General features: G+C 62.0%; 14 protein-coding genes and 1 pseudogene. 8 read left to right on the top strand and 7 right to left on the bottom strand.

What is annotated here, in order from left to right:
• Positions 1-153 precede the first annotated feature (153 nt).
• A complete protein-coding gene (locus tag R2855_06970; protein MEZ4530759.1) occupies positions 154-399 on the top strand; it encodes a type II toxin-antitoxin system Phd/YefM family antitoxin in 246 nt (81 codons plus the stop codon).
• Between the two features lie 423 nt (positions 400-822).
• On the opposite strand, the gene R2855_06965 is transcribed toward R2855_06970, so the two are convergent.
• Positions 823-1086, bottom strand: a complete 264-nt coding sequence (locus R2855_06965) for a hypothetical protein (GenBank protein ID MEZ4530758.1) — start codon at positions 1084-1086, stop codon at positions 823-825.
• A 111-nt stretch (positions 1087-1197) separates the two neighbouring features.
• Between R2855_06965 and R2855_06960 the strand changes: the two genes are divergently transcribed.
• Positions 1198-1527: a hypothetical protein gene (locus tag R2855_06960; GenBank protein ID MEZ4530757.1), complete on the top strand. Its 330-nt coding sequence runs from the start codon at positions 1198-1200 to the stop codon at positions 1525-1527.
• 177 nt (positions 1528-1704) lie between these two features.
• On the opposite strand, the gene R2855_06955 is transcribed toward R2855_06960, so the two are convergent.
• A complete protein-coding gene (locus R2855_06955; protein MEZ4530756.1) occupies positions 1705-4227 on the bottom strand; it encodes a hypothetical protein in 2523 nt (840 codons plus the stop codon).
• Between the two features lie 313 nt (positions 4228-4540).
• Between R2855_06955 and R2855_06950 the strand changes: the two genes are divergently transcribed.
• From R2855_06950 to R2855_06940, 3 genes are all read left to right on the top strand, one after another.
• Positions 4541-6301 (top strand): ABC transporter ATP-binding protein, encoded by a 1761-nt coding sequence (locus R2855_06950; GenBank protein ID MEZ4530755.1) that lies wholly within the window; start codon positions 4541-4543, stop codon positions 6299-6301.
• Positions 6302-6421: 120 nt separating this feature from the next.
• Positions 6422-7438 carry a cation diffusion facilitator family transporter gene (locus tag R2855_06945; GenBank protein ID MEZ4530754.1) on the top strand — a complete coding sequence of 339 codons (1017 nt, stop codon included), beginning with the start codon at positions 6422-6424 and terminating at the stop codon, positions 7436-7438.
• A 51-nt stretch (positions 7439-7489) separates the two neighbouring features.
• On the top strand, positions 7490-8278 hold the full coding sequence (locus R2855_06940) for a DUF305 domain-containing protein (protein ID MEZ4530753.1): 789 nt from the start codon (positions 7490-7492) through the stop codon (positions 8276-8278).
• On the opposite strand, the gene R2855_06935 is transcribed toward R2855_06940, so the two are convergent.
• From R2855_06935 to R2855_06915, 5 genes are all read right to left on the bottom strand, one after another.
• Complete coding sequence (locus R2855_06935) at positions 8184-8681, bottom strand: hypothetical protein (GenBank protein ID MEZ4530752.1); 498 nt, start codon at positions 8679-8681, stop codon at positions 8184-8186. The two genes, R2855_06940 and R2855_06935, sit on opposite strands and share 95 nt — an antisense overlap.
• Positions 8682-8735: 54 nt before the next feature.
• Positions 8736-9575 carry a class I SAM-dependent methyltransferase gene (locus R2855_06930; GenBank protein ID MEZ4530751.1) on the bottom strand — a complete coding sequence of 280 codons (840 nt, stop codon included), beginning with the start codon at positions 9573-9575 and terminating at the stop codon, positions 8736-8738.
• A gap of 301 nt (positions 9576-9876) precedes the next feature.
• On the bottom strand, positions 9877-10713 hold the full coding sequence (locus tag R2855_06925) for a KilA-N domain-containing protein (GenBank protein ID MEZ4530750.1): 837 nt from the start codon (positions 10711-10713) through the stop codon (positions 9877-9879).
• 120 nt (positions 10714-10833) lie between these two features.
• Complete coding sequence (locus R2855_06920) at positions 10834-11016, bottom strand: hypothetical protein (protein MEZ4530749.1); 183 nt, start codon at positions 11014-11016, stop codon at positions 10834-10836.
• A 226-nt stretch (positions 11017-11242) separates the two neighbouring features.
• Positions 11243-11491, bottom strand: coding sequence for a hypothetical protein (locus tag R2855_06915; protein ID MEZ4530748.1), 249 nt, complete (start codon positions 11489-11491; stop codon positions 11243-11245).
• Between the two features lie 70 nt (positions 11492-11561).
• Here R2855_06915 and R2855_06910 point away from each other — a divergent pair, with 70 nt between their 5' ends.
• The 3 genes and pseudogenes from R2855_06910 (at position 11562) to R2855_06900 (ending at position 14388) form a co-directional block, all read left to right on the top strand.
• Entirely contained in the window at positions 11562-12824 is a 1263-nt protein-coding gene (locus R2855_06910; GenBank protein ID MEZ4530747.1) for an aromatic ring-hydroxylating dioxygenase subunit alpha, read from the top strand.
• A gap of 56 nt (positions 12825-12880) precedes the next feature.
• A pseudogene (locus R2855_06905) lies at positions 12881-13252 on the top strand (sigma factor-like helix-turn-helix DNA-binding protein).
• Positions 13249-14388 carry an anti-sigma factor gene (locus R2855_06900; protein ID MEZ4530746.1) on the top strand — a complete coding sequence of 380 codons (1140 nt, stop codon included), beginning with the start codon at positions 13249-13251 and terminating at the stop codon, positions 14386-14388. The pseudogene R2855_06905 and the gene R2855_06900 overlap by 4 nt, the downstream one beginning before the upstream one ends.
• The last annotated feature ends 123 nt before the right edge of the window (positions 14389-14511 follow it).

Genomic DNA, 14511 nt, shown 5'->3' with positions numbered 1-14511 from the left:
ACTCCTGAAGACCCTGGCCAGCGCCCATCTTCCGCTGCAAAACCCATCGGGTGTTCGAGCCCGTCCGCGGACACCGCTCGAGATCGGCCATTGACGATACCAGCCGGACGCAATACAGTTATCTGGCTAGATGAGCTAGACAGGACGTGCCCAATGATGGAATGGCAGTTGGCGGATGCCAAGAATCGATTTAGTGAAGTCATTACAAAGGCTGAGACCGAAGGGCCGCAAAAGGTGCTCCGGCGCGGTGTGCCGGTTGCCATGGTGGTGTCGATCGAGGAATACGAACGCCTCCGAGGACCCAAACGGTCACTCAAGGATTTGCTACTCAATGGCCCGGACCTGAGTGGTGTCGAGCTCGAACGCAACCAGGCCCCGTCTCGTGAGTTCGATTGGTGAATGTCCTTCTCGACACCTGTGTGATCTCTGAAATCCGGCGACCAAATGCGAATCCGCGGGTTGTGAATGCCGTCGAAGGAATCGACGAGTCAGCGATTTACCTGAGCGCGATCACGATCGGAGAAATCGTCCGAGGGATCGAGCGACTTGAATCTGGCCGGAGACGATCCGGTCTCGAAGTCTGGCTTGAAGAAATCGAGCGGAACTGGGAAAAGCGAATTCTCCCGATAGATTCCGCCGTTGCGCGGATTTGGGGAGAGGTTTCTGCGCGACTCGCTCGATCGGGCATCGTGGTGACCGATGCCGATGGCCTCATCGCTGCCTCAGCGATCCACTATGAGATCCCCGTAATGACCAGGAATGTTCGGCATTTCCAGCATTGGGGAATCCAGGTTATCGACCCATGGTCTCGGTAAGCCCCAGTTACGCCACGGGCCGATCCGATGCGCGCACGTCCACCAATCCATGGTCCCTCGCGTACGGACCGATCTCCCGCCAGTCTTCCAGCCCCCATCGATCACAAATCCGCCCGGCAATCTCATAGACCGAGCTGAGACCACGATCGCGGCGTGCCGCCACGGTGGCGATGTCGCATCCGTCCGCGAGTTCGCGCACCACGCTCATCTGGCGTTTGGTCAACTTGCGCGGGACGAAGCCGTTCTGTGAGTTCAGAGACGATTCAGACATGAGAACTCCCCCTGCCGGCTGTACTGCCGAACAGCCAACTTCGACACGAACCCCGCCCCCCTAACCCCGCCGCACGTGGGAGATGTGACTCCGCGGACTCGGGATCGGATAGTGAAATCCGAGCGAGCCTGCGTGGCGGGGCAGGGGCAGGACAGGCCGGATGCCGATCAGACCGTCGTGGTCCTTTCGACGCCCGGTGAGGAAAATGGAAACCGGGAGCTGGCCGGCTTCCATGCGACAGAGACCGATCGGGTGATCGCGTGCCGGGTCATCCAGGTGTTCGCCCGCATACCCAGCGCAACCGTGATCAGCTCCAGCATCGCCAAAAACAGGAACACCCCCGGCATCTCGCTGGTGACAGCGCTCATTCGCAGCAGTGTGGCGGCATCGGCTGACAAACAGCGCAGATCCCCCGGCCACAACCGTGATGCTGCTCCGTGAAGGAGTGGGCGACTTAAGCGGTATCCTCCCAGCGGCTCGACGCAAACACGCCGTCCGGGGGCAAGGCCAAGAAACCATCAGGTACATTCCTTGTTCATCAACGATAATGAGCCAAACTCTCGATGTTGACAAGAGCAGAATGTGGAATTTCGATCCGGATTTTCCGGGTTTCGCCGATTATTTCGGCGGAACGAAGCCAGGCCGCGCTTTAGGCGGGCTCACCAGGCCGTTGTTCACTGCAAATGGGCCGATTTCGTCCCAAGCGGTGAGCGAGAGCCGATCGAGAATGCGGTCCACCAGTTCATACGTTGCGCTCAAGCTGCGTCCCCGGCGGTGCGCAATCGTGGGAATGTCATAACCCTGCACCAGGTCTTGCACGACGGTCAGTTGCCGTCGCGTGAGCCTGGGCACCGGTTGCGCGGCGGCCGTGAGCTGATGCGGAAGTTCGACCGAGTCGGCCAGAGCGGCTTCCACAACGGCGTCGGGCGCAGCTCGTCCCGCATCGTAGGCGGCCTGCCAGTCCGCTGCAGGCATCTGCGCTTTGAGCTCGGCCTCGGTTTCGTGGTGCGTCATGAGCTCGCTTGGGAGCAGCGAGCCGCCGACCCGGTCCATTAGCACCCCAGCCGCACCGAAGTAGGTGGCGGCCTGGGAGTTCGCTCCCTGCATCGCGGCGATACACGCCAGACCGGACAATGCTCCCCCCGCGCCCCAGAAATCGCCCATGACCCAAAACTGGCGCAACGCATCGTAAAGTAACGCGGTGGCTTCCGGAATGCGGGCGCGGTCGGTTTCCGCGAGATCGCGCATCGCTTCGGCGGCGAAATAGCGTCCTGCGGCCATGCCCCATTCGTAGCTGGTCTCGGTGTGGAGGGCTTGCGCGTCCTCGAAAAGTGTGAGCGCTTGCTCGGTATCCCCGGTAAGCCGGCAGACCTGTCCATAGATGAGGTAGCAGGCGCCGAGACCGTTGTTGTCGTTCCCCAGCCGGAAGAGCCGCTCCGCTTCCTCCACGCACTCCATCATCGAAAGGACGTTTTCCAGGCCCTTACGGAACTCCTGCAACGCCATGACGAGATAGAGCATGGCGCGCGCTCCATAGAACTTTGTCGGATTCGCCGCCGCTAGCCCGGCGTCCACCACCTGTTGGCAACGCGCGTCGTCTCCCTGAATCCAGGTAAGGAAGGCAAGCCCCGGCATATGGCTGCAGTAACACCACTGCGGCAGACCCGGCCGGAAGATCCAATCGTCGATATAGCCGCGCCCTTCGGTGACCAGTCCGCGGGTTTGCCAGTAGTTCCAGAGGCCGCCCGAAAGCCGTATGCCAATTTCGCCACCGGCATCGCCCAGTGTTGCCGCCCAGGCCAGCGCCGCGCGCAAGTTCTGGAGGTCCGCGTCGATGCGCTCCCGTCCCCATTCGCGGTATTGCTTATGCCAGAATCCTTCGCACGATGCTTCGGCGAACGCGATCAGGGCGGCCGCGTGCGCATGCCGAACGGCTGGCAACAGATCGTCCCGTTCCAGTTGCCGCAATCCGAACTCGCGAATTGCCTCCAGCATGTCGAACCTGGGCGCCCCATCGATCTCGCCAGTTTGATAGACGAGCCGATGATCGACCAGGGTTGCCAGCGCAAGCACCGGGTCGGTTGCCAGAGAGGGCAGTGCTCGGGCAATCTCGGGGTCCTGAGGCCGCTCGGTAGGATTACCCAGCCCATCGATATCGAGTGCCCATGGCGCGGTGTACCCATCGGCAAAGGGATAGCCCGCGCCGGCCTCGCGCCCATGGGCCATCTTCTCGACGAAGTCCCGGCTGAATCCTCCAGAGAAGACCGACAAGCGCAGCATGAGCGCCTGCTCGTCCGCAGAAAGGAGTCCGAAGCTCCAGGCGATCGCATCCAGCAGGCTTTGGTGGCGGGGATCGGGCGCTGGCGTGCGGAACCTGAGTTGATCTGGTTTCCACTCCAATAACTCGCGCGGTGAGAGCACGGTCATCCAACTCGCCAGCAACTCGATCGCCAGCGGCAATCCGTCGTACCGTGCGCAGAGTTCCTCGATCACCGGCCCGTCGTTCGGCCGCAGCCGGAACAGGTCATTGGCTCGTTGCGCTCGCGTGACGAAAAGCTGCGCGGCATCGCTCAGCGTGCGACGGTCGCTCGGTTCGGAGCGATGCAGGGGCAGCGGATTCAGCTCCAGCCGCCACTCGTCGGGCAACCCGGAAGGTCGTCGCGAGGTGAGCACGATCCGCAGTTCGGGACAGTCCGCCAGCAACCGCGCTACGACTGGATTCGCCCCCGGGATGAGATGCTCATAGCAATCGAGCAGCAGGAGCGTGGGCGCCGCTGCCAGTTCCTCATGCACGATCGCGTCGAGCTTCTCCGATTGGTCGAGAATCCCCATCGCCCGCGCGATCTCGGGCACGATATCGTCCGGCCGTTCGATGGCCGCCAGGCGCACCACCAGCGCCGCGTCTGGAAACAGTTCGTCCGCGGCGCGTATTGCTTCCAACGTGAGCCGCGTCTTGCCGACGCCCGCGGTACCGATCACGGTGACCAACCGCCCCGGCGCCGTCTCGATGCCGAATCGCAGGTCCTCCAGCTCTTGTTTGCGTCCGATGAACGTATCGGTCGGGAAGACGTGTGGGTCCCCGCCAGTGTTGTACGACGGTCGTTCTTCTCGCACCAGCTGCGGCGAGTAGGTGAATGTCACAGCTTGCCTCGTGTGGCCTGCGAACGGTGTTCGAGTTGGCAGGCGCCTAAGCATTGGGAACGTGAATTGTGGGCTGCTTCAGCTTACCCGAAATCGCGATGATCTGCGTTGCGGATGGTGAGCGCGCGGCACGTTCCCTGAGGCGCCATTGCTGGGGTCAGCCTGGCGCGGTTCGGTACTCTGATACGCACCAGCATCTGCGAGTCACGCTCAGGTACGATAATGTGTGGCGTGCTGGAGCGCGGCTCGCGCGCCCATTGCCTTCGTTGCTTCCGGCCGCTGTTCCTGGCGGTCGTTCTGATCCAGAGGTCGTATGGCTGCCACGGCGGCGGATGCCGGAACGATTTCGCTCGTCCGCCAGTTCTTTGCCTATTACCGTCCGCACCGCGGGCTTTTCGCGCTCGATTTCACCTGCGCGGTGATCTCCGGCGTGCTCGAGCTGGCGTTTCCCCTGATGGCGGGTCTCTTCGTCGATCGCCTGCTGCCCGGCAAAGACTGGACGAAGATCATCCTCGCGGTCGTGGCGCTGCTGCTCGTCTACGTGCTCAATTCGCTGCTGATGATCGTGGTCACCTACTGGGGCCACAAGCTTGGCATCAGCATCGAGACCGAGATGCGGCGCCGCAGTTTCGACCACCTGCAGAAGTTGTCCTTCCGTTTCTATGACAACAACAAGACCGGGCATCTGGTCGGTCGTGTGACCAAGGACCTGGAGGAGATTGGCGAAGTCGCCCACCACGGGCCAGAAGATGCGTTCGTGGCGATCATGACCTTCGTCGGCGCGTTCGTGCTGATGTTCCTCGTCAATGCCAAGCTGGCGATCATCACGCTGCTCGTGGTGCCACCGGTCACCTTCGCCACCATTCACTACGGCGGCCGCATGGCGGTTACCTGGAAGAATCTCTTCCGCAGTGTCGGCGAGTTCAACCACCGCATCGAGGAAAACGTGGGCGGCATCCGCGTGGTGCAAGCGTTCGCAAACGAGGATCACGAGCGCTCCCTCTTTGCCAAGGACAACGATCGCTACCGTGACACCAAGCTGGACGCCTACCGCATCATGGCCGCCAGCATGACCCTCAACTACGCCAGCATGCGCTTCACGCAACTGGTGGTCATGATTGCCGGGGCCTACTTCGTCATCGACGGGCAGCTCAGCGAGGGCGAGTTCGTCACCTTCTTGTTGCTGGTCAATGTCTTCTTTCGGCCGATGGAAAAGATCATGGCCGTGCTGGAGATCTATCCCAAGGGAATCGCCGGCTTCCGCAGCTACACCGAACTGCTCGCCATCGAGCCGGATATCGCCGACAAACCGGATGCCATCGACGTCGGCCGGTTGCGTGGCGACATCCGCTTCGAGAAGGTCCGTTTTGGCTATAACTCGGAGCGCCCTATCCTCAAAGGCATCGATCTGGACATCCGCGCCGGAGAAACCGTCGCCTTCGTCGGTCCGTCCGGCGCCGGAAAGACCACCATCGCCTCACTACTGCCGCGGTTCTACGAGGTCGACGCCGGACGGATCACCATCGACGGTATCGATATTCGCGATATGACCCTTGCCTCACTGCGGCGCGAGATCGGCATCGTGCAGCAGGACGTTTTCCTCTTCGGCGGCACGATTCGCGAGAACATCGCCTATGGGCGGCTGGATGCCACCGATGAGGAGATCGAGCAGGCCGCGCGCCGCGCCAAGCTCGACACCATGATCGCCGAGCTGCCGGCCGGTTTCGAAACCGTCATCGGCGAACGCGGCGTGAAACTCTCCGGGGGCCAGAAGCAACGGCTCGCCATCGCGCGCATGTTCGTCAAGAACCCCCCGATCCTCATCCTGGACGAAGCCACCAGCGCGCTCGACACCCAAACGGAACGGCAGATCCAGGCCAGCCTGGAAGAACTCGCCGTGGGCCGCACCACCCTCATCATCGCTCACCGGCTGGCAACGATTCAGCATGCCGACCGCATTGTGGTCGTCGATGACAGTGGCGTGGTCGAGCAAGGCAGACACCAGGAACTCATCGCCCTCAACGGTGTTTATGGCCGCCTCCACGCCGCCCAGTTCGACCCGATCCCAGCCTGATCGAGTCCAGAGCCCTGGGTCCTGAGCCTGGAGACGTTTGCTGAGTTCCAGGTGAACGCCGCGCTTCGTTCGTCGCAGGCCCCAGAGCTCAGGGCCCAGGACTGCACTACCATTCCAGCAATGGACGACCACCACCTCGACGACCACGATCACGACGCCTCGCACAGTCACTCCGCGTTGGGGGACCGGTCCGCCAAGCGGAGACCGTTGACGATCGCGCTGGCGATCACCACGACCTTTCTCATCATCGAGGTCATCGGCGGTATCGTTGCCAACTCATTGGCGCTGCTTGCCGATGCCGGCCACATGGCCACCGATGCCGGGGCATTGCTCCTCTCGCTCTTCGCCGCCTGGCTGGCCGGACGACCAGCCACTCCACGCCGCTCGTTCGGGTTCATGCGCGCCGAGATCCTGGCCGCCGCGGTCAATGCCGCGGTCCTGATCATGCTGTCGCTCTACATCTTCTACGAAGCCTGGCAGCGCTTCTCCGATCCCCCCGAAATTCGCTCGGGTCTCATGCTCGCGGTCGCGGCGGCCGGACTCGGCGCCAATGTCCTCTCTGCCTGGGTGCTGTCCCGCGGGGGCGGTCATCAGCACGATCTCAACACGCGCGGCGCCTTTCTGCATGTGATCGGCGATCTGCTCGGATCGGTTGCCACCATCGTGGCCGCGCTCATCATCATGGCCACCGGCTGGACCGAGGCCGACCCTATTCTGTCCGTCGTCATTGGCGGGCTCATCGTCTTCAGCGCATGGAAGCTGCTCAAGGAAGCGGTCGATATCTTGCTGGAAGCGACCCCGAACGATATCGATCCGCAGGCTGTCCGTTCCGCCCTCAAGCGCGTTCCTGGCGTCGCCGAAGTTCACGACCTGCACGTCTGGACCGTGACCTCCGGCGTGGTCGCCGCGAGCGCGCATCTGGAAATCACCAACGCGCGCGACTGGTCACACATTCTGCAAGACGCCAGCCACCTGTTGGCTGACGAATTCGGCATTGCGCACACGACCCTGCAGCCCGAGTCGTACATTCCCGATAGCGCGGGCCCACGCGACTGCTCGCTCGATTCCGACGAGGGGCTGGCAATCTGCCAGACGGTGGGAGTGAAAACGGAGAAGATAGGAACCGCGAATTCGTAGCGATCCGAGATAGTGAGCGAAGTCCGCTCCCAGTCGCTGAAAGGTGTACCCATGGCCGAAGCCGAATCGTCTGCACGAACCAACATTCCCACCTGGGTGCCTGTTGCCCTGGGGGTGCTGGCGTTGGCCTTGGGCGCGCTGGCGCTCTACTTCTTCGTGCGGGATGAGAACGATCACCCCGCCAACGATTCCGCCGATGTTGGTTTCGTGCGCGATATGAGCGTGCATCACGCCCAGGCAGTAGAGATGGCCAACATTGCCTACCGACGCACCGACGATCCCGCCATCGCCCTGATGGCGCGGGATATTGCCGATACCCAGCAGTTCCAGATCGGCATGATGACCGGATGGCTCGATGTCTGGGGCTTGCCCGTTTCCGCTGGCGACCCAGTCATGTCCTGGATGGGCGACTACGACATGACGCTGCCCAGCCCGCCTCCCGGTCTCGAAGACGACGACATGGCCGGCATGGACCATTCCGCCACACCGGAGTCCGGCGGCGCAGAAACCCCGCTCATGCCCGGCATGGCGACACCGTCCGAGGTCGCCGCGCTTGAGACGCTCCCGGTCGACGAGATGAATGCCCAGTTCCTGCGGCTCATGATTCGCCATCACCAGGGCGGTGTGGCGATGGCCCAGGCCGAGCTCGAGCTCGGCAAGGACGAAATGGTCAAGAACTTCGCTCAGCAGGTGGTCAACACCCAGGACGCCGAGATCGCCACCATGACCACCATGCTGAACGAGCTCACCGCCGGTGGCGCTGCGCCGGACGACGGTTCGATGCCGGACATGGCGACTCCGATCGCGGCAACCCCGGAATCAACAGCCGAAGGGCAATAAAGGCCAGGGCGGCTTCCATGGCACGGTCGCCACCGTCATCCCAATTGGCGATAACCCAGGCCGGAGCGCGATGGCCGAGAACGGGGTTCATCCCGGAAAACCATGCTCGCGCGGTCGGTTCATCGTCGACCAGCGAGATCAGCACGGCGATCTGATAGGCGTCTCGCAGCTTGCGCTCGCTCTCAGGTTGCGGTTTGCGCCCTCCGTTGGCCCACTTGCCGACCGCCCTGGCATCCGAAACACCCGCGAGATACGCGGTCCATTTCTGACCGAGCAACTGCTGGACATACGACGCCACGTCGGCGATCGATGCGCGCACTGCCAGTTCATGCGCGCGGCGAAGCTGTTGCTTCGCGATATGCTCGGAATCGAGCGGTGCAGTCGGATCGTTGATGGCTGACATGACGATGCCTTCAGGTTGCCAGGAGACTACCCGAAACACCACCCGAAATACCATCTACACGCGCTCGAACACCCCCTGCACCACCGTGATCCGGCCGCTTGCCAGATTGCGGCCGACGTTCTGAATTCGCTCCACGAAGGCGGGACCGAACAGGATCATCGCTCCCGGCGGTTGCTGTGACGGACCGCTCCGCTCACCCGGCGTGCTTCCCTGGCCGCGGTCGATGAAGGCGAGCACCTTCTGTGACTCATCGATCCAGGCCAGTTCCCGAAACCCGTGTGCCGAAATCAGGTTTCGCATTTCCTCAGCGGGACGCAGGAAGCTATACCGGGGATCGCTTGCCCATGGCATCGGATAGTCCACCGCTTCACCATTCCCCAGCATCACCTCATGCATCGCCAGACGTCCGCCCGGCGTCAGCACGCGGTGAATCTCGGTATAGAGCGCGTCCTTGTCCGCGATGTTCATCGTGCTGTGTTGCGTCCAGACGCCATCGAAACTGGCGTCTGCGAACGGCATGGCCGTGCCATCGCCCTCTTCGAAATCGACCAGGTCGCTCAATCCCACCCGCTCGGTCAGGACCCGGCCTTGCATCACGAACGTTGGTGTGAGATCGAGCACCGTCACATGCGCGCCCGAGCGTGCCGCCAGTACCCGCGCCGGACCACCCAACCCGCCGCCGACATCGAGCACCCGAGCGCCGGCGGGAAACTCCGCCAGCGACATCAGATCGACCGTGGCTGCCATTCCGCGCGCATGGAAGTTGTCGAACGGCGCCAGGGCATCGAGGGTGGGATGTTCCGGGTCGATCCCCTGCGCGCGCAGTTGCTGATCGATGCGCGCCAGCGCATCTTCGGACGAGTAGTGCGATGCAATCGGATTGGTTGTGGACATGCGACGCTCCGGACGGTGACAGGGACGAAGAGAGGACGTACCGGTTCCAGGATCATAGTCCCCTCCTGCCCAAAATGGAACACTCTGCCCTGACGAGGTTCGGTTCAGGTCTCACGATCGCGACTTACTGAAGAGTCGTTCACGGCGTCTCCTGCGTTGGATCGTGACTTGCGAACGAACCACCAGGGAAAAACGCGCTCCGCCCCCTCCCGTCATCGTTCGACTTTGGGTCGAGCACCCTTCCAACCAGAATGTTCGGCGCGCCGTCGATGCGCCGCCTTGTATCGCTATCGCGCGCGTTCTATCCCTGGAGCTTTCGAAGTGTCGACGAGTGGTTGATCATTGCGCTCATGTGCCGAATTGCAGTTTCGTTCAACCGCTGAAGCCGTTCTTCTGCTGAGATCCCTTCGCGAATGTACTCGGCGTTCAAATTTTCCAGGTTGGAGAGCACGACGAGCTGTTCCACAGTCGCATAGTCGCGGATGTTTCCATCCTGCTGTGGATTCTGATCCCGCCACTGCCTCGCAGTCATACCGAAGAGCGCGAGGTTCAGCAAATCCGCCTCATTGGCATATGTGATCGCCGCTTCCTGAGCATCGATCATCGCTGGTATCAGGTGACTCTTGATTGCATCGGTGTGGATTCGGTAGTTGATCTTCGCAAGTGACCGCTTCAGGTCCCACCCGTCAGCCAGGCGCTGACTCTCTTCTGCCTTGAGCCGCTGGAACTCCTTGATGAGGTAAAGCTTGAACTCGACGGAGACCCAGGTCGCGAACTCGAAGGCGATGTCAGAGTGAGCGAAAGTGCCTCCATACCTCCCAGGACGCGACACGATTCCAATTGCCGCCGTCCGCTCGATCCATTGTTTCGGTGTCAATGCGAAGGTGTTCAGCCCCGCCTGCATTCTAATCCCGTCGAATTCGACGGGATTAAAACTGGGGTTGTTCAAGATCTCCCAGGTTCCAAGGAACTCCAGTGTGGTTCGGCTGCGAATCCAGTTCCGAATGAGATCATCAGACTGGTCGGGATTCTTCGATCGAGCGATATCGGTGAGGCTGATGTAATCTCCGCCCTCCTCCGAACGAACGGCAATGGCCGTCCCTTTGACATCGATGGTTGCTTTGGCGCCCTTACGCATCGGAAATCCTCACACTCCAAATAGGCCTAAAGAGATATGATCGTTGATGAACTCCGGCCTGATAGCCCCTAATTCCATGGGCACAACTCGACGGCCTTTGGTCCTGAAAAGCCGGACTCGTCACCAGGCCGGCGTAGCCCTCGCATCGATGATGCGCCGAACCGGGTTGTTCGTCGCATGCGCCTCGACGAAGTGCTCGATCGCCGGCAAATCCCGGTCCAGCTCGTGGAAGACTTCACCCAGTGCGTACAACTGGTGATGCGTCATCGGTACCCCAGGTGCGAGCCGAACATTCGCGGGCACGTCATCATCCGGGTAGAATCGCCATCCCGTCTCATCCGACAACGCATTGATCCCGATATGTGCAAGCACTTCTTTGGCAGCCGCCAGGTTCCGAAATCCGGACGATGTTTCTCGGCAACCGGGAGTTCTTTCTCCATCCGCAGAGTCTGTTTCCCCAGAAAGCATGGGGTATGTGGAGCCCCGACCCTGCCCCCCATACGATTCGTGAGTGGTTAGTCGGCAGTCGTCAAACGCGCATCACGATTTCCCATCCCCAGCATCGTCCCAGGTCCAGGACTGCACGGGTTCCCTTCACTCCAGTCGGGATGACGTTCGAGAGCGACACGGCCCACCAAGCCAGTACTCTTGCCCATTGCCCATTGCCCATTGCCCATTGCCCATTGCCCATTGCCCATTGCCCATTGCCCATTGCCCATTGCCCATTGCCCGTTGCCCGTTGCCCGCCAACAACTGCCAACTGACGACTGACAACCAATCACCATCCGCCGCGTGCTACTCTTCCGGCACTCCTCAATTGGAAGTAACTCGTCGAAGGGCCTATGGCAATGGTCGAGCAAAGAGATCGGGGAACGCAGCCACCAGTTTCGCCGGTGTCGGCGGCTGAAGTCGCGCGAACGCGCGTCGATCTCCGTCGCGCCTCGCTTCTGCCACCCGCGGTCTATCACGATCCGGCCATTCTGGAATACGAGCAGGAAGCCTGGTTTGCCGATGGGTGGGTTTGCGTTGGGCGGGACGAGGATATCCAGCGCAAAGGCGACTACTTCCTCACCCAGCTCTGCGGGGAAAACATCATCGTCGTACGGGACAACGACCAGAACGTGCGCGCCTTTTTCAACTTCTGCCGCCATCGCGGCGCAACCATCGTCAAGGAAGAGAAAGGACGCGTGCCCCGCTTCCAGTGTCCATATCACGCCTGGGTCTACGATCTCGACGGCGCGTTGCACATGCCGCGGTTCTGCGACCAGCTCGAGCACTTCGACCTGAAGGAGTGGGGACTCGTTCCGGTCAATGTCGGCGTCTGGCAGGGGCTCATCTTCCTCAATATCAACAACAATGCCGCCCCGCTGCTGGAATCGCTGGGCGACATGCCGCAGTTCTTCGACCGGTTCGATCTCGCCGCGCTCCGGCGGGCGCAACTCATCGAATACGATGTCCAGGCAAACTGGAAAGCCATCATCGAAAACTACTCCGAGTGCTACCACTGCCCCGGCGTGCATCCACAGCTGAACAAGATCACCCCATTCAACATGGGCGACTGGATCGAAACCGAAGGCCCCTGGCGCGCGAGCTGGATGCCGGTGGTCGGCGACTACGACACGCTCACGATGGACGGCCAGATGACCGAGCATGGACGCGGTTTCCTGGACGGCATCACCGAGGATGACCACAAAAAGGTCTACTACTTCGTCGTTTGGCCGAACCTGCTCATCAGCTTGCACCCCGACTATCTCATGACCCACCGCGTCGTCCCGATCACCCCGGGTCGCACCTATGTCGCCTGCGAGTTCTTTTTCGACCCGGAGCAGATGGCGCAACCCGGTTTCGACCCCTCCGACGCCACCGAGTTTTGGGACCTCACCAACCGGCAGGATTGGGAAGTTTGCGAACTGCAACAGCAAGGCACCGCCTCGCGGGCGTACACTGCCGGACGATTCACCGCCATGGAAGGCGGGGTCTATGCGTTCGATGTGAAGGTCGCCGACCGCTATGCCAACGACGGCGTCGTCACGCATATCGAGGAAATCAGCAAAGCCGATGCCAGCGCCAAGCTTGTCGGCAGGATCAAGAGCCGTGCTGTTGCCGATTGACCCATATTCCGTGGAATCCGCAGTGATCCTCGCGCCTCGTTTCTGCGTACTGCAGGTGGACGGAAATCGCACGGGCGATTTCCTACCCAACGCGCAGGCCGAGGCGTCCCGTGCAGGTTCATGCGAATGTTGCCAGCCAAAGGAGCTCGCGCCAGGTGTCTGACGCCGACCTCCCGGAAGCTGGTTCGGAGCCGGATATGAAAGCGGTGTTGAATGCCGCGCTTTCCCGGCTGCCCGCGGAACAGCGCGAGGCGATCGAATTGGCAGTCGGCGCGCGCATGAACTATCGACAAATCGCCGAGCGAACCGGCGTTCAGGGCATCACCGTCCAGCGTCGCATCAATCGCGGTCTGCTTGCGCTGCAGGTAGCCCTGCGCGACTACCCAATGCTCGAATCGTTCAGTTATCCGGAAAGCGACCGATCGTGACGCACGATGATGTAACTCCCGCCCCCAATCAGGAACAGGACGACGCCGCCCTGTCGCACGATGCGATCGGGGCGTACATCCTGGGCGCGCTGCCGGATGACGAGCGCGCCGAGTTCGAAGCCCACCTGCGTGGTTGCCCGGCTTGCCAGCAGGAACTGCGCGAGCTGGGTCCCATCGCCGCCCTGCTGCCGCGTCTCTACGACGACCTCGACCTGCCTGGAATCGATCCCCTCCCGGTCGATCTCGATGCCTCTGCCGGCGTGCGCGAGCGTATCGTGGCCGAGGCGGTCTCCACTGGCGTCGCCGGAAGAACCGCCGTCGAATCGATCGACGTCACCGAGCTCGTAGGCGAGCCGCCCACCATCGAGGCGGTCGATGCCTCGGTGGAAGCGACGGTGCCAGAACTCACCGATCCGGTCGTCCCCTCGATCGCGAGTCCGGCCGTCGACGCTGCCGTGGCGATGGACGAAGCTGCCATCGCCGCGCAAGTCGCGGCCGACGAGGCCGCCGCCAGTGTCGACGATGCAGCGTCTGCTGTCGCCGCCCCGAAACGGCGGCCGCGCGGACGCATCGCGCCGGGCGAAGCGCCACCGGAGGCCAACGTCGTCTCGCTTCCGAAGCAGCGCAGTTCGATCTTGCCCTGGGCCATTGCGGCCGCCAGCCTGATTCTGGCTGTGGGCTCGATTCTCTGGGCGCTGGCGATGATGGGCCAGATCGACGATCTCGAGGCCGAGCGAGATTTCCAGGATCAGCAAGTCGCGCAGCTCAATAGCGAGCGCGAGGCGTACCTGGCGGATACCCCGGCATTGGTCTATCCCATGGTCTCGACGACGACTGGCTCGACCGATGCGCGCGGCATGGTCTATATGGATCCCGACCCCAGCGGTTGGGGTGGCATCATCGCATTCCGCGGCATGGGCCAACCTCCCTCCGGGCAGGTTTATCAACTCTGGATGATCGAGAACGGTCAGGCCGTTCCCGGCCCGACCTTCATGCCCGATTCCAGCGGAGAAGCGATGGTGCAGGTTCCTGGCGACGCCGCTACCTCGCAAGCCATGGCTGTCACCATGGAGCCAGACGGCGGTAGCCAGACGCCATCCACGACCCCCATTCTGCAGGGAGATTTGACGGCATAGCCGACGTGTCGGGGAAGTGGAATGCCGACTGGTGATCCACACGCACGCTGCCTGTTCCCCATCGGGTGAGCGCTTGTTCCCGGGCGACGCCATTGCATGGACTCCGCATGGAACATGCCCCCG

The organism is Thermomicrobiales bacterium, assembly GCA_041390825.1.
Taxonomy (GTDB): domain Bacteria; phylum Chloroflexota; class Chloroflexia; order Thermomicrobiales; family UBA6265; genus JAMLHN01.
This window is presented reverse-complemented; position numbering and strand designations above follow the sequence as displayed.

Coding starts and splice junctions, on each gene's coding strand:
- R2855_06970 (MEZ4530759.1), top strand. CDS start 154: ATGATGGAATGGCAGTTGGCGGATGCCAAGAATCGATTTAGTGAAGTC.
- R2855_06965 (MEZ4530758.1), bottom strand. CDS start 1,086: ATGTCTGAATCGTCTCTGAACTCACAGAACGGCTTCGTCCCGCGCAAG.
- R2855_06950 (MEZ4530755.1), top strand. CDS start 4,541: ATGGCTGCCACGGCGGCGGATGCCGGAACGATTTCGCTCGTCCGCCAG.
- R2855_06945 (MEZ4530754.1), top strand. CDS start 6,422: ATGGACGACCACCACCTCGACGACCACGATCACGACGCCTCGCACAGT.
- R2855_06940 (MEZ4530753.1), top strand. CDS start 7,490: ATGGCCGAAGCCGAATCGTCTGCACGAACCAACATTCCCACCTGGGTG.
- R2855_06935 (MEZ4530752.1), bottom strand. CDS start 8,681: ATGTCAGCCATCAACGATCCGACTGCACCGCTCGATTCCGAGCATATC.
- R2855_06930 (MEZ4530751.1), bottom strand. CDS start 9,575: ATGTCCACAACCAATCCGATTGCATCGCACTACTCGTCCGAAGATGCG.
- R2855_06925 (MEZ4530750.1), bottom strand. CDS start 10,713: ATGCGTAAGGGCGCCAAAGCAACCATCGATGTCAAAGGGACGGCCATT.
- R2855_06910 (MEZ4530747.1), top strand. CDS start 11,562: ATGGTCGAGCAAAGAGATCGGGGAACGCAGCCACCAGTTTCGCCGGTG.